Source organism: Tautonia plasticadhaerens, from assembly GCF_007752535.1.
GTDB lineage: Bacteria > Planctomycetota > Planctomycetia > Isosphaerales > Isosphaeraceae > Tautonia > Tautonia plasticadhaerens.
Genome location: NZ_CP036426.1, coordinates 8340592 through 8359954 on the forward strand (window position 1 = coordinate 8340592; position 19363 = coordinate 8359954).

17 protein-coding genes are annotated in these 19363 nt (G+C 71.9%); 15 read left to right on the forward strand and 2 right to left on the reverse strand.

Annotated elements, in window-relative coordinates; all coding sequences use genetic code 11:
- Positions 1-149: 149 nt before the first annotated feature.
- The 5 genes from ElP_RS33100 to ElP_RS33120 all read left to right on the forward strand — a co-directional run bounded on the left by ElP_RS33100 (position 150) and on the right by ElP_RS33120 (position 7425).
- The gene (locus ElP_RS33100) at positions 150-1610 is read left to right on the forward strand and encodes a sulfatase family protein (protein ID WP_145277616.1); all 1461 of its coding nucleotides are present in this window, start codon (positions 150-152) and stop codon (positions 1608-1610) included.
- 280 nt (positions 1611-1890) lie between these two features.
- Positions 1891-2823 (forward strand): DUF1571 domain-containing protein, encoded by a 933-nt coding sequence (locus ElP_RS33105; protein ID WP_145277618.1) that lies wholly within the window; start codon positions 1891-1893, stop codon positions 2821-2823.
- Positions 2824-2967: 144 nt separating this feature from the next.
- Positions 2968-5394, forward strand: coding sequence for a M1 family metallopeptidase (locus ElP_RS33110; RefSeq protein WP_197446559.1), 2427 nt, complete (start codon positions 2968-2970; stop codon positions 5392-5394).
- Between the two features lie 95 nt (positions 5395-5489).
- Entirely contained in the window at positions 5490-6524 is a 1035-nt protein-coding gene (locus ElP_RS33115) for a ligand-gated ion channel (protein WP_145277620.1), read from the forward strand.
- A gap of 61 nt (positions 6525-6585) precedes the next feature.
- The gene (locus tag ElP_RS33120; protein WP_231749352.1) at positions 6586-7425 is read left to right on the forward strand and encodes a cyclase family protein; all 840 of its coding nucleotides are present in this window, start codon (positions 6586-6588) and stop codon (positions 7423-7425) included.
- 27 nt (positions 7426-7452) lie between these two features.
- Here ElP_RS33120 and ElP_RS33125 read toward each other — a convergent pair whose 3' ends face one another.
- Both ElP_RS33125 and ElP_RS33130 read right to left on the reverse strand, forming a co-directional pair.
- Positions 7453-8160 carry a TVP38/TMEM64 family protein gene (locus ElP_RS33125; RefSeq protein ID WP_145277622.1) on the reverse strand — a complete coding sequence of 236 codons (708 nt, stop codon included), beginning with the start codon at positions 8158-8160 and terminating at the stop codon, positions 7453-7455.
- A gap of 440 nt (positions 8161-8600) precedes the next feature.
- Positions 8601-9323 carry a 3-keto-disaccharide hydrolase gene (locus ElP_RS33130; RefSeq protein WP_145277624.1) on the reverse strand — a complete coding sequence of 241 codons (723 nt, stop codon included), beginning with the start codon at positions 9321-9323 and terminating at the stop codon, positions 8601-8603.
- A 125-nt stretch (positions 9324-9448) separates the two neighbouring features.
- Here ElP_RS33130 and ElP_RS33135 point away from each other — a divergent pair, with 125 nt between their 5' ends.
- The 10 genes from ElP_RS33135 (at position 9449) to ElP_RS33180 (ending at position 19325) form a co-directional block, all read left to right on the forward strand.
- Positions 9449-10102, forward strand: a complete 654-nt coding sequence (locus ElP_RS33135) for a hypothetical protein (protein WP_145277626.1) — start codon at positions 9449-9451, stop codon at positions 10100-10102.
- 35 nt (positions 10103-10137) lie between these two features.
- A complete protein-coding gene (locus ElP_RS33140; RefSeq protein ID WP_145277628.1) occupies positions 10138-12033 on the forward strand; it encodes an adenylate/guanylate cyclase domain-containing protein in 1896 nt (631 codons plus the stop codon).
- Positions 12034-12289: 256 nt separating this feature from the next.
- A complete protein-coding gene (locus ElP_RS33145) occupies positions 12290-13618 on the forward strand; it encodes a DUF1501 domain-containing protein (protein ID WP_145277630.1) in 1329 nt (442 codons plus the stop codon).
- Positions 13619-14008: 390 nt separating this feature from the next.
- Complete coding sequence (locus tag ElP_RS33150; protein ID WP_390836114.1) at positions 14009-15214, forward strand: cytochrome-c peroxidase; 1206 nt, start codon at positions 14009-14011, stop codon at positions 15212-15214.
- 224 nt (positions 15215-15438) lie between these two features.
- Positions 15439-16347 carry a DUF1559 domain-containing protein gene (locus ElP_RS33155; RefSeq protein ID WP_145277633.1) on the forward strand — a complete coding sequence of 303 codons (909 nt, stop codon included), beginning with the start codon at positions 15439-15441 and terminating at the stop codon, positions 16345-16347.
- A 280-nt stretch (positions 16348-16627) separates the two neighbouring features.
- Positions 16628-17338, forward strand: a complete 711-nt coding sequence (locus ElP_RS33160; protein ID WP_145277635.1) for an SGNH/GDSL hydrolase family protein — start codon at positions 16628-16630, stop codon at positions 17336-17338.
- Positions 17339-17478: 140 nt separating this feature from the next.
- Positions 17479-18204 carry an O-methyltransferase gene (locus tag ElP_RS33165; protein ID WP_145277637.1) on the forward strand — a complete coding sequence of 242 codons (726 nt, stop codon included), beginning with the start codon at positions 17479-17481 and terminating at the stop codon, positions 18202-18204.
- 149 nt (positions 18205-18353) lie between these two features.
- Positions 18354-18635, forward strand: coding sequence for a BrnT family toxin (locus ElP_RS33170; protein WP_145277639.1), 282 nt, complete (start codon positions 18354-18356; stop codon positions 18633-18635).
- Positions 18619-18855, forward strand: a complete 237-nt coding sequence (locus ElP_RS33175; protein ID WP_145277641.1) for a hypothetical protein — start codon at positions 18619-18621, stop codon at positions 18853-18855. The genes ElP_RS33170 and ElP_RS33175 overlap by 17 nt, the downstream gene beginning before the upstream one ends.
- A gap of 104 nt (positions 18856-18959) precedes the next feature.
- Positions 18960-19325 (forward strand): hypothetical protein, encoded by a 366-nt coding sequence (locus tag ElP_RS33180; protein ID WP_145277643.1) that lies wholly within the window; start codon positions 18960-18962, stop codon positions 19323-19325.
- The last annotated feature ends 38 nt before the right edge of the window (positions 19326-19363 follow it).

Here is a 19363-nt window from a genome sequence, read left to right on the forward strand (position 1 = left end):
GGATCAGGCTAGGTGTCGTAGACTGAGGGGAAGCGGGCCTAGCGCGGAAGGGTTGCCTGGGGGGACTTCGTCGGGGAAAGTGGTAGGGAGCCCTCAGGGTTGCGACGAGACGAGACGAGCCGGGACCGGGCCGGGGAGGACTCGCCGAGATGATCCGATCGATCGCCGTGGTGCTGGGCGTGCTGGGGGCATCAACGGCCCGGGCCGGGGACTTGCCGGAGCGGCCGAACGTCATCCTCTGCATGGCGGACGACCAGGGGTTCGGGGACGTCGGCTACTACGGCAACCCGACCCCGAAGACGCCGAACCTCGACGCGATGGCCGCGTCGGGGCTGAGGCTCGACCGATTCCACGCGGCGGCCCCGGTCTGCTCCCCCACCCGGGGGAGCGTCCTGACGGGCCGGCATCCCAACCGCTTCGGCTGCTTCTCCTGGGGCTATGAGCTGAGGCCCGAGGAGGTGACGGTGGCCGAGGCCCTCCGATCGGCCGGGTACGCCACCGGGCACTTCGGCAAGTGGCACCTGGGGTCGGTCCGGGAAGGCGGGGCGAACAACCCGGGGGCCTCGGGGTTCGAGACCTGGCTCTCGACGCCGAACTTCTACGACAACGACCCGATCCTCAGCCGGGAGGGGACGGCGGTCCCGGTCGAGGGGGAGGGCTCGATGGTGGCCGTCGACGCGGCGATCGAGTTCATCGACGGGGCGGTCGAGGAGGATCGGCCCTTCCTGGCGGTCATCTGGTTCGGCTCGCCCCACAACCCCCACCAGGCGACCGAGGAGACGAGGGAGCCCTACGGCGACCTCTCCCCCCGGCTCCGGCACTACTACGGCGAGGTGACGGGCATCGACCGGGCGATGGGGAGGCTCCGGGAGGCCCTCCGGGATCGGGGGATCGCCGAGGACACGGTCGTCTGGTATACCAGCGACAACGGCCCCCAGGGGGGCTCCGGCGGGCTCGGCTCGGCCGGGGGGCTGAAGGGGAGGAAGGGGACCGTCTACGAGGGGGGCCTCCGGGTCCCGACCCTCATCGAATGGCCGGCGGCGATCCCCGAGCCCCGGGCCAGCGCCGTGACCGGCGGCACCGTCGACATCCTGCCGACGGTCCTGGAGCTGGCCGGCGTCGAGTACCCGGAGCCGGGCCGTCCCCTCGACGGCATCAGCCTGGTCCCGTTGATCGAGGGGACGATGACCGAACGGCCGAAGCCGATGGGGTTCTGGGACTACCCCGCCCCGGGGCGCCGGACCCCCAGCGCCGAGATCATGGCGGCCCTGCTCGGGGCCCAGCGGTCGGGGAAGGCCCCGCCCCGGGAACTCCCCCCCGAGCCGACGGGGCCGGCTTCGAGACTGATCGAGGCCTTCGAGGCCGGCGAGGAGCTGCCCGGCCACTCGGCCTGGATCGACGGCCGGTACAAGCTCCACCGCATCCCCGGGAAGGGCGGCGAGGTCTCCTTCGAGCTGTACGACCTGGAGGCCGACCCCGGCGAGGTGGTCGACCTGGCCGACTCGCAGCCGGATCGGGTCGCCGAGCTGGCCGAGGCGCTGGTCGACTGGCAGGGCTCGGTCGCCCGGAGCCTCCGGGGGGACGACGACCGGGAGGCCCCCGACCGATGACCGCGATCCCATCGGGCGGAACCTGGCGTTTCCGCGAGAAATCCCCCATGGTTCCCCGGGATCGCGGGCCCATCCGGCCGACGGCCCGCGAGTTGCTTCGACCCGGGGCCAGGACCCGGCAGGAGCGCCGATGATCGGCCCCGATCGCCGGCCCCTTCTCGGGAGACACCGCCGAATCCCCACCTCGACCCCGGCCCTGACCTCGACCTCGACCCCGGCCGGACCGGCCCCCGACCCGGGGCGGCCGGGGGCCACCGACCGCATCGAGAGCTTCCCCGACATGCTCGACACGTCCGACAGGTCCCACCGAACCCTGGTCCCGACGGGCTGGACGAGGGTCGTCCTGCTCTGCCTGGCGCCGGTCGCCCTGGCGATGGCGGCCCGTTGGATGGTCTCGGCGCCGCTGGACGCCGCCGGGGCCCCGTCGCCGTCGAGGTCGGCCTCCGGCGCGGAGGTCGGGGCATCCCCGAGGCCCCTGCGGGGGGCGTCGGTCTCCTGGCCCGAGGGCCGGCTCGAGGGCCGGGCGGCCAAGCGGGCCCTGCACCGGGCCCTGCTCGGGCTGGTGGGCCGGCTGGAGGCGATCCCCGGCTACGAGGCGGTCGTCCGCCGTCGGGAGCGAATCGGCGGCCGATGGCTGCCCGAGCAGACCCTCCGGCTGAAGGTCCGGCACGCCCCGGCGTCGGTCTACCTGAGGGACATCGGCGTCGAGGAGGGCTGCGAGATCATCCACGTCGAGGGCCAGCGGGGAGGGCGCCTCGTCTCCCACCCCGGCGGCGGGCTGATCGGCCTGCTCGTCCCCCCGGTGGAGCTGAGCCCGACCTCCCCGCTGGCGATGACCCAGAGCCGGTTCCCGATCACCGAGGCCGGCGTCCTCCCCCTCGCCCGCCTCCTGCTGGCCGAGGCCCGGCGCGACCTCGACGCCCCGGGGGCGTCGGTGGTGCTCGACCGGGTCGAGGGGGACGATGGCCGGCCCCGGCTCCGGTCCGTCCGACGCCTCGACGCCCGGGACGACGGCCGCCCCTTCGCCCGGATCGAGGTGCAGTACGACCCCGAGACCCTCATCCCCCTCTCCTTCCGCTTCCACGACTGGCCCGAGTCCCCCGGCGAGGAGCCTCCCCTGGCCGGCCGATACGCCATCGAGTCGTTCGACCCCGGCGCCGTCCCCGGCGACCTCGACTTCGACCCCACCAACCCCGAGTACGGCTTCCTCTGACCTCGACCCGACCCGAAGACCCGACGCTTGACCCGGGCGACGCCGCCCGGGAAGATCGAGGACCCTCTCCCCCGCCACGGACGGCGCCGACCCGAGCGATCGATCCACGCCCATCCCGGACCACGCACCAGCGAGTCGACGACGATGCGCAGCCCGACCCCGACCCGCCGGCCGCTCGCCCCGGCGGCCGCGCTCCCCCTGCTCGGACTCCTGCTGATCTGCCCGGGCGCCGCCGTCGGGCAGATCAAGAACGAGAAGTACGCCCAGGAGGACAAGTTCCGCCAGCTCGAGGAGATCCTCCCCACCCCCAACGAGGCCCGGACCGCCTCCGGGGCCCCCGGCCGGGGCTACTGGCAGCAGCGGGCCGACCACGTCATCGACGTGGAGCTGGACGACGAGGGGCGGCGGATCGTCGGCCGGGAGACGATCACCTACACCAACGCCTCCCCCGACCCGCTGGGCTACCTCTGGCTGCAGCTCGACCCGAACCACTTCCGTCCCGACTCCGACGCGGTGACCACCGCGACCGCCCCCCCCCTCGGCGACCGCGTCTCCTTCGGCGCCCTGGAACGCCTGCTCGCCCGCCGGAGCTTCGACGGCGGCGTGACCATCCGCTCGGTCGAGGCCTCCTCCGGCGAGCCGATCGACTACACGATCAACAAGACGATGATGCGGGTCGACCTGCCCAACCCGCTGCGGACCGGCGAGCAGTTCGTCTTCAACGTCGCCTGGGACTACGCCATCAACGACTCCGACCTCGTCGGCGGCCGGACCGGCTTCGAGTTCTTCGAGGAGGACGGCAACTGCATCTACGAGATCGCCCAGTGGTTCCCCCGGATGGCCTCCTACACCGACGTCAACGGCTGGCAGCACAAGCAGTTCCTCGGCGCCGGCGAGTTCACCCTGGAGTTCGGCGACTACCTCGTCCGGATCACCGTCCCGGACGACCACGTCGTCTCCGCCACCGGGGTGCTGGTGAACCCCGAGGACGTGCTCAAGCCCGAATGGGTGGATCGCCTGGAGGAGGCGAAGACCGCCGAGGACCCCGTCTTCATCGTCACCCCCGAGGAGGCGAAGCAGAACGAGAAGTCCAGGCCCTCCGGCAAGAAGACCTGGATCTTCCGGGCCGAAAACGTCCGGGACTTCGCCTTCGCCTCCTCCCGCAAGTTCATCTGGGACGCCCAGGGGCACGACGTGGGCGACAACCGAGTCATGGCCATGTCCTTCTACCCGAACGAGGGCGAGCCGCTCTGGAGCAAGTACTCGACCGCGGCGATCATCCACACCCTGGACGTCTACTCGCGCTACACGTTCGAGTACCCGTACCCGGTGGCCCAGTCGATCAACGGGCCGGTCGGCGGGATGGAATACCCGATGATCTGCTTCAACGGCCCGAGGCCGGAGGAGGACGGCACCTACTCCGAGCGGACGAAGTACGGCCTGATCTCGGTGATCATCCACGAGGTCGGCCACAACTACTTCCCGATGATCGTCAACAGCGACGAGCGCCAGTGGACCTGGATGGACGAGGGGATCAACACCTTCCTCCAGGTCCTCGCCGAGGCGGAGTGGGAGGAGGACTACCCCTCCCGCCGGGGGGAGCCCCAGGACATCGTCTCCTACATGAGGAGCACCCAGCAGGTGCCGATCATGACCAACAGCGAGACGATCCTCCAGTTCGGCGCCAACGCCTACGCCAAGCCGGCCACCGCGCTGAACATCCTCCGCGAGAGCATCCTCGGCCGGGAGCTGTTCGACTACGCCTTCAAGGAGTACGCCCGGCGCTGGAAGTTCAAGCGGCCGATGCCCGCCGACCTCTTCCGGACCCTGGAGGACGCCTCCGGCACCGACCTCGACTGGTTCTGGAGGGGCTGGTTCTACACGACGGATCATGTTGACGTCGCGATCGATGACGTGAAGCTCTTCACGATCGACGCCGCCGACCCCGAGGTCAAGAAGGCCCTCGATCGCGAGGAGCGGGACGAGGAGCCGACCACCCTCTCCCGGGCCCGCAACAAGGACCTGCCCAAGTTCGTCGACCGGAAGCCCGAGCTGAAGGACTTCTACAACGAGTACGACGAGCTCGACGTGACCGAGTCCGACCGGGAGGCCTTCGAGCGGTTCCTCAAGAACCTCTCCGACGAGGAGAAGGAGCTGCTCGCCACCAGGGCCTACTTCTACGTCGTCGACCTCGTCAACGTCGGCGGCCTGGTGATGCCGGTCATCCTCGAACTCGGATTCGAGGACGGCACCACCGAGGAGGTCCGCATCCCGGCCGAGATCTGGCGGCAGGACGCCGAGAAGGTCTCCAAGCTGCTGCTCACCGAGAAGGAGGTCGCCTCGATCACCCTCGACCCGCACCTGGAGACCGCCGACATCGACCTGGAGAACAACCACTGGCCCCCCCGGGCCGTCCCCACCCGCTTCGAGCTCTACAAGTCCGAGGGCCGCGGCGGCGGCAACCCCATGCGGGCCGCCCGGGAGGTCGAGGAGGAGAAGGAGGACGGGGACGACAAGACGGACAAGGACGCCGAAGAGCCGGAGGGCGGCGAGGATCCCGGCCGGGATTGATCCGGGAGGCGGCGCGGGCGCCTCGCCCGCGCCGCCGACCGTCCGTCCGTCCGTCCGTCCGTCCATCGGCGTCGGGTGACCGGGGGGAACGCGACATGGGTCCGTTGGCGATGGTCGTCCTGTCCCTGATGCTCCCGGCCCCGGCCCCCGGAGCGGACGCCGATGCCTCGGGGCCGCCGTCGGCGGGCGGGGCGCCCGTCGCGGTGGAGGTCGGCTTCTACGCCCTGGACTTCGCCCGGGTCACGGCCCGGGAGGAGTCGTTCGACCTGACCGGCTACCTGGAGCTGAGCTGGCACGACCCCCGGCTCGCCCTGCCCGAGGGGGACCGACCGGCTTCGGGCCCGGGGGCGTGGCGCCGGGTCGACCCGTCCCGGATCTGGACCCCTCGCGTCTTCTTCGAGAACGCCCTGGAGCCCCCCCGCGAGCATGGCGCCCCGGTGGTCGAGGCCGACGCCGACGGCCGGGTGACGAGCTGGTCGGTGGTCAGCGGCAAGTTCTCCTCGCCGATGGACCTCCGCCCCTTCCCCTTCGACCGCCAGCGGCTCCGGGTCCGCGTCGGCAGCTTCGAGGACGAGTCTGTCGTCCGGTTCGCCGTCAAGCCGGAGCTGGTGATCGTCGAGCCCGACGCCTTCGTCACCGACTGGGCGATCGGCGAGCCGTCGGCCCGGATCGACTCGCATCAATACGTGCCGGGCCAGCCGTCCTACCCGAGGTTCGAGTACGCGGTGGCGGTCGGGCGGCGGTCGACCTTCTACGTCTGGCGGATCATGGTGCCGCTGACCCTGCTGGTCGCCGTCTCCTGGTCGGCCTTCTGGTTCGAGCCGACGGGGCTCCAGCCCCAGATCAGCACCTGCACCGCCGCCCTGATCTCGCTGGTGGCCTTCAACTTCGCCATCGACTTCGCCCTGCCGAAGGTCGCCTACCTGACGCTCATCGACCGTCACGCCCTGATCGGCTTCGCCTTCGTCGCCTCGGCCGCCGCCGCCGTCACGATGATCCACGTCGCCGTGACCAACGGCCGCCTGCCGCTGGCCCGGTCCATCCAGCGGGTCGCCCGGTGGGCCTTCCCGCCGGCCTACCTAATGTCCACCGCGCTGAACCTCGCCTCGGCCCCCGTCCTCTCGGGCTGAGCCGGGCCGAGCGGCCCCGCCCCCTTCCCGCCCCGACCCAGGAGCCCCGAGGAGTCCCCCCATGCGTCCTCGAATCTCGGCGATCGCGGCCGTCTCCTGCGTGGCCGCCGCGGGCCTGTTCTCGATCTCGGGGATGACGAGGCAGGGCGACGCCCTCGACCGGGCCGAGGCCCTCGCCGCCCTGCTCCGGTCCCGGGCGATCGACCTGACCCACACCTTCGACGAGCGGACGATCTACTGGCCGAAGGACGAGCACTTCCACCACGATCGGACCCGATGGGGCGAGCAGGATGGGGGAGGTTGGTACGCCTCGGCCACCTACGGCGGCAGCGAGCACGGCGGCACCCATCTCGACAGCCCGATCCACTTCGCCGAGGGCCGGGCCACCACCGACCAGATCCCGGTCCGGTCCCTCATCGGCCCGGCCGTCGTCGTCGACGTGGCAGGGGCCTGCGACGAGGACCGGGACTACGAACTCCGGGTCGAGGACCTGACCTCCTGGGAGGCCGACCACGGCCCTATCCCCGACGGGGCGATCGTCCTGGTCCGCACCGGCTTCGGCGCGTTCTGGCCCGACAAGAAGCGTTACCTCGGCACCGACACCCCCGGCGACGTCGACAACCTGCACTTCCCCGGCATCGGCCCCGAGGCGGCCCGCTGGCTCGTCGCCGAGCGGGCCATCTCCGGCATCGGCCTGGATACGGCGAGCCTCGACCACGGCCCCTCGACCGACTTCGACGCCCACCGGATCCTCAACGGCGCCGGCCTGTTCGGCCTGGAGAACGTCGCCAACCTCGACCAGCTCCCCGAGGCCGGGGCGGTCGTGATCGCCCTCCCCATGAAGATCGGCGGTGGCAGCGGCGGCCCGACCCGGATCGTCGCCATCCTGCCCGAACGTTGAGGCGCCTCGCCCATCGGCCGACGGGCCTCAGCCGCCCAGGTCCTCCGGCTCGGCGGCGACCGCCTCGGCGGGGGCCATCTCCGCCTCGACCTCGGCCCGAGAGCGCCGCCCCAGGACCAGCAGGGTGGCGATCCAGAGCGCGGCGGGGATCAAGGTCAGCACGAGCAGCAGCGTCGACGACTCCCCGGCCCAGTCGCCGGCGAAGGCCATCAGCAGGCCGACCGGCACCGAGCCGAGCACCAGCGAGAGCACGAACCGCCCCAGGTGCATCCCGGCCAGGCCGGCCAGCAGGGTGAGCACCTCGGGCAGGATCGGCAGGGCCCTCGACGCGATGATCCCGGCGGCCCCCCAGTTGTCGAAGAAGCGGCGGAACTCGACCAGCTCCTCCTCGCTGGCGATCATCCGGGCCCCCCTGTCGCCGAAGGCCCGGGCCAGGCCGTAGGCGGTCAGGCCCGCCAGCACCGAGCCGGTCGAGGCGATCAGGCCGCCGAGCACCGTGCCGTAGAGCGTCCCCAGCGTGGCCATCACCGGGGGCGTCGGAACCGGCAGCACCAGGTCGCCGACGATCAGGGCGATGCCGATCATCCACGCGAACGGCTTGACCGACAGCAGCCAACGCTGGTAGCCCTCCGAGGCGAAGTAGGCGTCCATCTCGTCGTGCCAGATGAAGTACGGCGTCAGCAGGACGACCACGATGGCGACGACCAGGAGGATCAGCTTGCGTCGGAAATTCATGCGGAGCGGGCTCCGGTCGGTGGCGCATGGCAAACGGTGGCGCGTCGAGGCGAATCGGCGGGGCGATCGGTCGCGGGGCCGGGTCCGGATCCGGGATCCCGTCCCCCACTCCCCGCGAGCGGAGAGTGGGCCCGGGTGAAGGGGCGTCGTCGTGATCGCCAGGCCAGGAGGATAGTCCGAGCCCCCTCACCCGGGCTTCGCCCACCCTCTCCCCCGAGGACGGGGGCGAGGGGCGCAGTCCGTCCCCCTCACCCTGAGGGCGGGGAGCGGGCCGGGGTGAGGGGTCGTCGATGCTTCGCAGCGCCTTGCGAGTCGTCCGATTCCCCCTCGCCCGGCCTCCGGCCATCCCCTCCCCCGAAGATGGGGCGGAGGGGCGGAGGGGCGGGAGGGCCTCAGGATCAAGCGTACCATGTCGCGGCGAATTGCGCCGGGGGTCCGGGTCAGGGAGACTCGGCGGCCTGGGTCTCGGCGGCGACCTCCTCGGGGGAGAGGGGGCGGATGACGATCTCCTTGATCGCGCCGGAGGTCTCCCAGGTGGCGAAGCCGAGCGGCTGGTTGAAGCTCGTCTCCAGCCGGGTGCCGAGGTGGTGGCCCCGGGGGTCGAAGGTGACGATCTGCTCGTCGTCGACCCAGCAGCGGATCGAGGCGTCGGTGACCCGGACCTTGAAGGCGTACCAGGTGCCGTTCTCGTACTCCCGGAAGGTGCCGGTGAGGTTCTCCGAGGCGTCGGCGCCGTCGATGCTGGAGAGGCCGGTGACGGTCCCCCCCCAGCCCCCGTTGACCAGGGTGAGGTAGGTCTCCCCCACAGGGAAGGTGGCGGCGGCGAAGAAGTCCCGGCCGGAGACGCGTTTGGCCCGGTAGGACAGCTCGTAGTCGGTCCTGGGCAGGTCGGTGCGGGTGGAGGTGATGCCGGTCATGCCCCCGGAGGCGGGGCTCAGGCCGAGGACGATCGCGCCGTCCTCGACGGCCACCTCGCCGGGCTTGTAGAAGTCGGTCGGCTCCCAGCCGTCGAGGGCCTTGCCGTCGAACAGGACGAGGGGGGCGGGCGGCGGTGCGGTCGCGTCGTCGTCGCCGCCCCGGGCCGGGTCGGTCGGCACCGCCGTCGTCAGCAGCAGCAGCAGCAGGGCCGGGGCGATCGGGGAGCGGGGTCGGTTCCAGGTCATCGGGCGGTCCCCCGGGGTCGGGTCGGGTGTCGGGCGGTGGCGGGCGATGGCGGCGACGCCTAGGATAGGATTGCGGCCGAGGGCGCCGCAATGCAACGCCCGGCACCCCGACCCGGTGGCTCCCCATGCCCGCCCCCGCCGACGCCCCGGCCCCCCGGCTCGACTGGAAGGGGAGGCACGCCTTCGGCCTGCCCCCGGGCAGCGTCCGGGCGCTGCTGGCGCTGCTGATCGCGGCCACCCTCTGCGGCACGCTCGCCCTGCGTCCCGATCGGGAGGTGCCGGCCTACCTGCGCGACCTGATGTTCATCATCCTCGGCCATTACTTCGCCGTCCGGGGCCGGGCCCGGGGGTCGCCCGACGAGGGGGAGGCCGGGGCGCCGCCCCCCCTGTACCTGCCGAAGGGGACGGTCCGGCTGCTGCTGGTGCTCGGGTTCGTCGCCGTGGCGGCACTGCTGGCCCGGCGGGGCAGGCTCGCGCCGATCGACGAGAACCCGGGGTCGGTCACCCTGCTGCTGGTCGGCGGGTTCCTGCTCGGGGCGCTGATGAAGTGGGCGCTGGGGCGGTTCTCGACCGGGGGCCGGCCCCGGTGGTTCCGGATCCTGGAGGACGTCAAGGCGGTCGTCGCCCTGGCCTCGGCGGCGGTGCTGGTCGTCCTCTGCTGGGACCAGGCCTCGCCGTTCCTGCCCGATGCGATGACCGGGACGATCCCCCGGCTGGGAGAACACGGGCCGGAGCACCTGGCCTCGGCGCTGGTCGGGTTCTACTTCGGATCCCGGTGAGCCGGCCGGGCCGGGCCGATCGAGGGACGGCGACGATGGGAACCCCCTCCGTGTGGATCCGGATCTCCGAGCCGCAGGGGGTCGTCTTCGACCGCCGCTTCGAGGGCCCGGTCCTGCTGGGACGGCAGGGAGACGGCACCGGCGCCGAGCCGATGTTCGGGGTCGGCCGGGACGACGAGGAGGGGATCGACCGGCTGGTCATCGCGCCCCTCGAGGAGCGGGACGTCTCCCGGCGTCACCTGCTGATCGAGCCGATCGGTGGGGGGCGTGTCCGCCTGTCGAACCGGAGCGACCGCGTCCGGGTGTCGACCTCCGACGGCCGCCCCCCGATCGGCCCGGGGCAGGCCGACGAGCTGGAGTTGCCCGTCACCCTGGGCGTCGGGCGCCGGGCGGTCCGGCTGCTGGCCTCCCCTGAGGACGCCCCCCCGGTGGGCCCCGACGCGCACCGGTCGCTCGGCCTGGCGGCCCTGCCCCCCGGCTGCTCGTCCGGGGCGATCGGCGACCAGCTCCGTCGGCTCCGGGGCCGGGAGCGGGCCGGGCCGGGCTCGGGCCCCGGCGAGGTCGGCCCCGAGGCCGTCGCGCACTGGTTCCAGGCCACGATTGCCGTCCTGCAGGACGCCGCCTGCGCCCCCGACTTCTACCGCAAGGCCGCCGAGGCGATGGTCGCCTTCGTCGGCCTCTCCAACGGCTGGGTCCTGACCTGGGACGACGAGCGGGGCGAGTGGGTGGAGCGCGTCCACCACGCCGCCCCCGACTCGACCGGGGAGAGCCGCCCGAGCGCCTCGCTCCTGGCCCGGGTCCGGGAGTCGAGGACCACCTCCTGGATCGCCCCCGACTGCGGGGTCGGGGCCGAGGCCAGCCTCGCCCGGATGCGGGTCTCGGCGGCCGTGGCGGCGCCGATCCAGGGGAGGGACGGCGTCGTCATCGGCGTCCTCTACGGCGACCGGGGCCCCGATCCCTCCGGCACCGGCCGGTTCTCGCAGCTGGAGGCGCTGCTCGTCGAGCTGCTGGCCGGGGGCGTGGCCGCCGGGCTGGCCCGGCAGGAGTCGGAGGCCGAGGCCTCCCGGCGCCGGGTGCAGTTCGAGCTGTTCTTCTCCAGCGACCTGGCCCGGGCCCTGGAGCTGGACCCCGCCCTGCTGGATCCCCGGATCCGCGAGGCCACCGTGATGTTCGGCGACATCCGGGGCTTCTCCCGGCTGTCCGAGTCGATGGGCCCGGAGTGCGTCTGCGCCCTGGTCAACGACGTGATGGACGCCGTCACGGACCGGGTCCGGGAGCACTCCGGGGTGGTCGTCGACTACATCGGCGACGGCTTCATCGCGCTCTGGAACGCCCCCGCCGAGCAGCCCGACCACGCCGCGATGGCCTGCCGGGCCGCCCTGGCCATCCAGCGGGCCCTGCCCGCCATCGGCGCCCGGTGGGCCGACCAGCTGACCCGCCCCCTCCGGGTGGGCATCGGCATCAACACCGGCCCGGTCACGGTCGGGAACACCGGCAGCACCCGACGCTTCAAGTACGGGCCGCTCGGCCACACGGTGAACCTCGCCAGCCGGGCCGAGGGGGCGACCAAGTCCTTCGGCGTGCCGGTGCTCATCACCGGGGCCGTCCGCGACCGCATCGGCGCCGAGTTCGGCCTCCGCAAGCTGGCCCGCGCCCGGGTGGTCGGCATCGACCGGCCCGTCGAGCTGGTCGAGCTGCACGAGCCCGACGACCCGGAGTGGTCCCTCCTCCGGGACCGCTACGAGGAGGCCCTCTCCCACTTCGAGGCCGCCCGGTTCGCCGCCTCCTGCCGGATCCTGCAGGCGATGATGGAGCGCGACGACGGCCAGTTCGACGTCCCCGGCCTGAACCTGCTGGCCCTGGCCGTGCAGCACCTCAAGTCCCCCCCGGCCGAGCCGTTCGACCCGACGATCGAGCTGACCTCGAAGTGACGGCCCCCTCGCCCCCGAGCGGCCGACGCCGGCCTGCTCCCCTCCCCCCGCGACCTCGAGGGGAGAGGGGGACGCGGGGACCATCCCCGGCCCGAGCCACGTCCCCCCGCCCGGCCCGGCCGACCCGGGATCGAACGCGCCCCGGCTTCGGGCTTCCTCCCCGCCCCCCGTGTTTGATAAGCTTCCAACATGGTTCGTCCCCCGACCGGCCGGGGGCGGCCTCGGCCCGGACCGACCCTCGGGGAGGGGATCGACCATGATGACGCTCGGCGGCCCGTCGCACCGCTACTGCGACGGACGGACTCGGCGGTCGTTCCTCAAGATCGGCGGCCTGGCGATGGGGGGCCTCGGCCTGCCGCACCTGCTCCGGGCGGAGCAGGCGGCGGGGGTGGGTCGGTCGCACAAGGCGGTCATCATGGTCTACCTGTCCGGCGGGCTCTCCCACCAGGACACGTTCGACCTGAAGCCCGAGGCCCCGGAGGAGATCCGGGGCGAGTTCGCCCCGATCGACACGAGCGTGCCCGGCGTCCGGTTCGGCGAGCTGCTGCCGAAGCTCGCCGGGTGCGCCGACAAGCTCGCGGTGATCCGGTCGATCGTCGGCCTGAGGGACGAGCACACGAGCTGGCAGAACCTGACCGGCTACCCGATGGGCCAGGCCCAGCGCGAGGGGAAGCCGCACTTCGGCTCGGTCGTCACCCGGTTGCGGGGGGACGTGAACGGGGTCGTGCCGCCCTTCTGCGACCTGTTCCCGACGATGCAGCACCGGCCGTATAACAGCGGGGGGCCCGGACTCCTCGGCCTCTCCTACGCCGGGGCCCGGCTCGGCGACGGCGACCAAGAGCTGATGACCCAGACGAAGGTCGAGCCCGCCCGGTTCGACCGCCGCAAGGCCCTGCTCGACCGCTTCGACGACTGGCGGGACCGGGTCGACAGCCAGCCCGTCGACGGCATGGACGCCTTCTACCGCCGCGCCTTCGACGTGCTCACCTCCGACACGGTGGCGAAGGCCCTCGACCCCACCCGGGAAGATCCCCGAGTCCGGGACCGCTATGGCGTCGGCTCCTCGACGCACCTGGGGGACGGCGCCCCGATGTGGAACGATCAATTGCTGATCGCCCGGAGGCTGGTCGAGGCCGGGGCCCGGGTGGTCACCGTCGCCTACGGATTCTGGGACACCCACGGCAACAACTTCGACCACCTCCGCACGCACCTCCCCCTGTTCGACCAGGGCATCTCGGCGCTGGTCGAGGACCTCCACGCCCGGGGCCTGGAGAAGGACGTGACCGTGGTCGTCTGGGGCGAGTTCGGCCGCACCCCGAAGATCAACAAGGACGCCGGCCGCGACCACTGGGCGAAGGTCAACAGCGCCCTGCTCGCCGGCGGCGGCCTGGACGTCGGCCAGGTGATCGGCTCGACCGACAAGGTCGCCGGGTCGGCCGTCTCGACCCCGATCCACTACCAGGACGTGCTGGCGACCGTCTACGACCGCCTCGGGATCGACCCCCACGGCTTCGTCGACGACCTGGCCGGCCGGCCGATCCCGATCCTGCCCAGCACCGCCCGGCCGATCCGGCAGCTGATCTGACCCGGGCCGAACCGGAGGCCCCCGGACGCGGCCCGATTGTCCGGGTCCGGGGCCTACACCGGGGCTCGACGCCCTGCTAGAATGACGGAAGACGATCGTCTCGCGATCGTCGACAACCACACGGGCTGCGACGCCCGACGCGGGGGCCGGTCGCCGACTCGACCGCAACCGCACCGAGACCGATCCTCTCCTCCCCCCTCGGAACCCGGCGAGCCGGACGAGGGACGTCCCCCGGCACGCTCGCCCCCCCTGTCCGCCGTCCCCCTCAGGGTCGCAGGCCGACCCGCCCCCACCACCCCGGGGCCGGCAGGACGATGAGATGACAGGAGCGCCGCGATGACCCACCATATGACCTCCGTCCTGCTGCCCGCGACGGCGCTGTCGCTGGCGATGATCCTGGCACCGGCCGCGACCGGCCGGGCCGACGACGGCGCCTCGGCGGCCGTCACGCTGGGGGACCCGTCCTTGACCGCCGGGATCCCCGGCGAGGGGCCGCTCTCGACCGACGAGATCGAGGCCTGGCTGGCCGACGAGGAGAACCACGAGGTGCTCGACGTCCTGCTGCCGCTGGGCCTCTCGGCCGGGCAGGGTCAGATCGTCGGCACCTTCGAGAACCCGATGACCCGGGCCAAGATCGAGCTGGGCCGCCAGCTCTACTTCGACCCGAGGCTCTCGGCCGACCGGACGATCAGCTGCGCCACCTGCCACGCCCCGGAGTTCGGCTTCGCCTCCGACACGAGGGTCGGCGTCGGCATCCGCGACCAGGAGGGGGCCCGGAACTCGCCGACGGCCTCCAACCGGATCCTCTCCGGACCCCAGTTCTGGGACGGCCGGGCCGCCTCGCTGGAGGAGCAGGCCGTCGGGCCGATCGCCAACCCGATCGAGATGGGCAACACCCACGACGTCGCCGCCGACACCATCCGCAAGATCCCCGTCTACGCGTTGCAGTTCGGGCGGATCTACCCCGAGGACGGGGTGACGATCGACACCATCGGCGAGGCCCTCGCCACCTTCGAGCGGGCCATCGTCACCGGCCCCTCGCCCTACGACTACGCCGAGGAGCTGGCCAAGTTCGACCGGCTCGACCCGGCCGAGCTGGAGGACCTCAAGGAGTTCGAGCCGGGGCTCTATGAGCAGTACCAGACGCTCCAGGCCGGGGCCGAGGTTAACCCGATGAGCGAGGAGGCCAAGCTCGGCCGCGAGCTGTTCTTCAGCCAGCGGGTGAACTGCTCCGCCTGCCACGTCGGGCCGAACCTGGCGGACGAGCTGTTCCACAACCTCGGCGTCGGCATGGACGGCGAGGAGCCCGACGTCGGCCGGTTCGCCGTGACCGGCGACCCCGAGGACTGGGGGGCCTTCAAGACGCCGACGATCCGCAACGTCTCCCAGACCGCCCCCTACATGCACGACGGCAGCCTCGGGACGCTGGAGGAGGTCGTCGAGCACTACGCCAGGGGGGGCATCCCGAACGAGAACCTCAGCGACAAGATCGCGAAGATCGACCTGACGCCCGAGGAGAAGCGGGCCCTGGTCGCCTTCATGGAGGCCTGCACCGGCCCGCTGCCGGAGGTCGAATCGGGCCGCCTGCCCGAGTGATCCCACGCCCCAGGCCCGAGACGGCTCCCCATCCGGCCCCCCCGTGCCTTATGCTGCTCGGGGGGGCCGTCGTACTTCCCCCCCGGTCGGCCGCACCCCCGGCCAGGGATAGCGTCCCTGGAAGGAGCGGTGATTGCATTGATCGAATCGCCCGGATCGCCTAAGATTCTCGAGTCAAGTCCCCGGCCGGATCGGACGTCCCCCTCTTTGCGAGAGTCCTTCTCATGCGAACGCCCGTGCTGCCCCCGTCCCGACCGCGTCGCGCGTTCACCTTGATCGAGTTGCTGGTCGTCATCGCCATCATCGGCGTACTCGTCGCCTTGATCATGCCGGCGGTCCAGTCGGCCCGGGAGGCCGCCAACCGGACACAGTGCAAGAATAACCTGAAGCAGCTCGGTTTAGCGGCCCAGGAGTACCACGACTCCTTCTCCAGCTTCCCCTCCGGCTGGTACTGCGACGAGGCGAACGACCCCAACTGCGTCCTCCAGGCGGCCAGCCCCTACATGTGGAACGGCATGACCGGCCTGTTCATGAAGCTGGAGGCCGGCAACCTCTACGACGAGATCAACTTCGACCACTCCCCCTACGCCCTGGACAACCGCACGGCGATCCGGCGTACCCTGTCCACCTACGTCTGCCCCTCGCACCGCCCGGCCGAGCAGATCGACCTGACCCAGATCGACTCCGCCGGCAATTCCACCACCCTGAAGATCGGCCCCTCCGACTACCGGGGCAACATGGCCTCCGGACAGATCTTCGACTGCACCGACGTCAACGACCCGGACTGCTTCCACTACGACAACGGCATCACCTTCCGCAACTCCCGGATCAACATCTCCGGGATCACCGACGGCACCTCGAACACCCTGCTCATCGGCGAGAGCCTCATCGGCACCTGGCCCGACGCCACCAACTGCTGCGTCCGGACCACCGCCCAGCGCCGGTTCAACAAGCCCAACACCATCCAGGGCCGTCGCATCCCCTACTGGGAGAGCATGCACCCCGGCCTCGTCAACTACGCCAAGGCCGACGGCAGCGTCAGCTCCATCAAGGAAGGGATCAAGATGGACGTCCTCATCGCCCTGATGACCCGGGGCGGCGGCGAGACCATCTCGGCCGACGACTACGAGTGACCCGGACCGATCCGGAACCGTGCCGGAGGCGGTCGGGCCTCGCGTCCCGGCCCCCCGGTCCCCCGGCCCCTCACCCCGACCCGCGCCCCCATCCCCGGGGGGGCGAAGCCCGGGTGAGGGGCCCGGACGACGCGCAAGGCCCGGGGTCCCGGTCGATGGCGACCGACCCGCTCCCTGGCCGATCGGATCGTTGATCCCCCCGGCATCGGGCCCTATCCTGGGCGAGGAGACGGCGAGGCCCCCCCGACGCCCCGCCCCACCACCCCCGGGAGCCCCCTCCATGCCCCTCCGCCTCTCCCTCGCCCTCGCCCTGGTCGTCCTCCTCGGCCCGGTCTCCTCGGCCCAGCAGCCGGAGGCGAACCGGCCTGAGGACCCCGCCTACGCCCAGGTCGAGGATGAGCCCGGCCTGCCCCGGGTGCTCCTGCTGGGGGACTCCATCTCGATCGACTACACCCTGGACGTCCGGGAGGCCCTCGACGGCACCGCCAACGTCCATCGCCCGGCCGAGAACTGCGGCCCGACGACCCGGGGCCTGGAGCGGCTCGACGACTGGCTCGGCGATGGGCCCTGGGACGTCATCCACGCCAACTTCGGCCTGCACGACCTGAAGTTCATCGACGAGCAGGGCGAGAACACCTCCCCCGACCTCGGCCATCCCCAGGTCCCACTCGACCGGTACGAGGAGAACCTCGACCGCATCCTCTCCCGCCTGAAGGACACCGGGGCCACGGTCATCCTCGCCACCACCACCCCCGTCCCCCCCGGCGAGCCCCAGCGCACGGAGGGGGACGAGCAGTGCTACAACGAGGTCGCCCGCCGGGTCGCCGAGCGTCATGGCGTGGCGGTCAACGACCTGCACGCCTTCATCGCCCCGAAGTTCGAGGCCCTCGCCATCCGCCCCGGCAACGTCCACTTCACCGACGAGGGCTCCGACCTGCTGGGCAACCGCGTGGCCGAGGTGATCGAGGAGGCGCTGGGGGATCGCCCCTGAGCCTCGCCCCACCCGTTTCGATTCGATTCGATGTGCCCCTCGGGCGGCCCGGTCCCGGCCGCCCGACGCTCCCAGATCCCTGGGGAGACGCCGACCGACCGGCACTCCCCGACGCCCCACCCATCCCCGAGGGACCCGCCATGATGACGACCATGACCGCGACGACGAGGCGTGCCTCGGTGATCGTGCCGATGCTCGGGGCCGCCCTCCTGGCCCGGACGCTCTCGGCCCAGGAACCCCGCCCCGGCCCCCGAGGAGGACCCCGGCCCGTGGACACCCCGACGCCGACCGCCACCACCCTGCCCCGGGACGACGGCGAGGCCCGCATCCTGGAGGCGATCGAGCAGGCCCGACAGGGCGAGCGCTACGCCAACGTCTCCGAGGCCGACGGCCGGCTGCTCCGCCAGCTCGCCGAGGCCATCAACGCGCAACGGGTCGTGGAGCTGGGCACCTCCACCGGGGAGTCCGGCCTCTACTTCGCGATGGCCCTCCGCAAGACCGGCGGCACCCTGCACACCTTCGACATCGACCCCGACCGCCTCGCCGTCGCCCGGGAGAATTTCCGCAAGGCCGGCGTCGAGGACCTCATCGTCATCCACGAGGGGGACGCCCACGTCGAGGCCCCGAAGCTCGACGACCGGCCGATCGACCTGCTGTTCATCGACGCCGAGAAGGAGGGCTATGACGCCTACCTCCGGGAGCTGCTCCCCCTGGTCCGCCCCGGCGGCCTGATCCTCGCCCACAACATGAGGAGGCCGAACCCCAACCCCCAGTACCTCGACGCCATCACCGGCGACCCGGCCCTCGATACGACCTTCCTGCTGATGGAAGGCGCCGGGATGGGGATGACGCTCAAGAAGCGGTGAGACGACCGGGGGGCGAGATGACCGCAGCTCGTCGGGGCACCCCGGGAGCGTCGTCCTCGCCGGCCCCGACGGGGCGGGGATGGGGCGAACCCGCTTCCTCCCCCGGCCAGCCCTCCGGTATCCTGGAGGCAAGATGCAGGGGCGGGAGGATGGACTTCGAATGGGACGAGGCCAAGGCCGGCTCGAACGAGCGGAAACATGGCGTCTCCTTCACCGAGGCCATGACCGCATTCGCCGACCCGCTCTCGGTCACGGCGTTCGATCCCGACCATGCCGTCGATGAGGACCGATTCCTGACGATGGGGATGTCGCTCGACGGACGTCTCCTGCTCGTCTCGCATGCCGATCGCGGCAATCTGATCCGCATCATCAGTGCCCGGGAAGCGACCCGGCGCGAGCGGAGGGATTACGAGGATGGCACCTTCCCCTGACAACCCCGAACCCGCTGACGACCTCCGGCCGGAGTACGACTTCCGGTCGCTTCGCGGGGTGGCCCGGGGCAAATACGCATCACGCTACCGGGAGCGTCTCCGCGTGGTCCGCCTCGCAGAGGACATCTCGGACGCGTTCGAGGACGAAGAAGCGGTCAACCAGGCGCTCCGAGACTATCTGGGCCGGGGGCACGGCGGTCAGTTGGCCAATCCGTCCTGACCGGGCATTGAAATCGGCCGACCGGAACCTGGCTCCGACGAGCATGCTGATGGACGGCGCCGGGATGGGGATGACGCTCAAGAAGCGGTGAGGGACCCACGGCCGTGAGCAACGCGAACTGGGCCTGCTTCGACTGCCGGGAGGTGGTGCGTCGCCCTTCGCAACTCGCCGAGGCGGTCCCCTGCCCCCGATGCCGCCTCCCCTGCCGATGCCTCGGCACCCGGCTCCGCATCCCCTCGAAGGTCGATGGGCGTGCCTGGCACGCCCTCCGGGCCGGGTACCAGGAGCAACGGCTTGCCTCCGTCTCGCGGGTCGAACGGCTCCGGGTCCGTCGGTTCCACCGGCTCGAGCGTCGGATCGAAGAACTCGAGGCGCGCCCCACGATCGAGGGCCGCGACGCGACGCTCCGGCGATTGAGAGAGGAACTCGCCTCGCTCCGGGCCGATCGAGGAGGCGTGGTCCCCCGGTGACGGGGAGGAGTCGGGTCGGGGCCGGGAATCTCGACGTC

What these genes read in the sequence shown, in the direction of transcription:
- ElP_RS33145 (WP_145277630.1), top strand. Translation starts at nt 12,290, where the DNA reads ATGATGACGCTCGGCGGCCCGTCGCACCGCTACTGCGACGGACGGACT.
- ElP_RS33160 (WP_145277635.1), top strand. Translation starts at nt 16,628, where the DNA reads ATGCCCCTCCGCCTCTCCCTCGCCCTCGCCCTGGTCGTCCTCCTCGGC.
- ElP_RS33165 (WP_145277637.1), top strand. Translation starts at nt 17,479, where the DNA reads ATGATGACGACCATGACCGCGACGACGAGGCGTGCCTCGGTGATCGTG.
- ElP_RS33120 (WP_231749352.1), top strand. Translation starts at nt 6,586, where the DNA reads ATGCGTCCTCGAATCTCGGCGATCGCGGCCGTCTCCTGCGTGGCCGCC.
- ElP_RS33130 (WP_145277624.1), bottom strand. Translation starts at nt 9,323, where the DNA reads ATGACCTGGAACCGACCCCGCTCCCCGATCGCCCCGGCCCTGCTGCTG.
- ElP_RS33155 (WP_145277633.1), top strand. Translation starts at nt 15,439, where the DNA reads ATGCGAACGCCCGTGCTGCCCCCGTCCCGACCGCGTCGCGCGTTCACC.
- ElP_RS33175 (WP_145277641.1), top strand. Translation starts at nt 18,619, where the DNA reads ATGGCACCTTCCCCTGACAACCCCGAACCCGCTGACGACCTCCGGCCG.
- ElP_RS33150 (WP_390836114.1), top strand. Translation starts at nt 14,009, where the DNA reads ATGATCCTGGCACCGGCCGCGACCGGCCGGGCCGACGACGGCGCCTCG.
- ElP_RS33135 (WP_145277626.1), top strand. Translation starts at nt 9,449, where the DNA reads ATGCCCGCCCCCGCCGACGCCCCGGCCCCCCGGCTCGACTGGAAGGGG.
- ElP_RS33100 (WP_145277616.1), top strand. Translation starts at nt 150, where the DNA reads ATGATCCGATCGATCGCCGTGGTGCTGGGCGTGCTGGGGGCATCAACG.
- ElP_RS33110 (WP_197446559.1), top strand. Translation starts at nt 2,968, where the DNA reads ATGCGCAGCCCGACCCCGACCCGCCGGCCGCTCGCCCCGGCGGCCGCG.
- ElP_RS33115 (WP_145277620.1), top strand. Translation starts at nt 5,490, where the DNA reads ATGGGTCCGTTGGCGATGGTCGTCCTGTCCCTGATGCTCCCGGCCCCG.
- ElP_RS33170 (WP_145277639.1), top strand. Translation starts at nt 18,354, where the DNA reads ATGGACTTCGAATGGGACGAGGCCAAGGCCGGCTCGAACGAGCGGAAA.
- ElP_RS33140 (WP_145277628.1), top strand. Translation starts at nt 10,138, where the DNA reads ATGGGAACCCCCTCCGTGTGGATCCGGATCTCCGAGCCGCAGGGGGTC.
- ElP_RS33125 (WP_145277622.1), bottom strand. Translation starts at nt 8,160, where the DNA reads ATGAATTTCCGACGCAAGCTGATCCTCCTGGTCGTCGCCATCGTGGTC.
- ElP_RS33105 (WP_145277618.1), top strand. Translation starts at nt 1,891, where the DNA reads ATGCTCGACACGTCCGACAGGTCCCACCGAACCCTGGTCCCGACGGGC.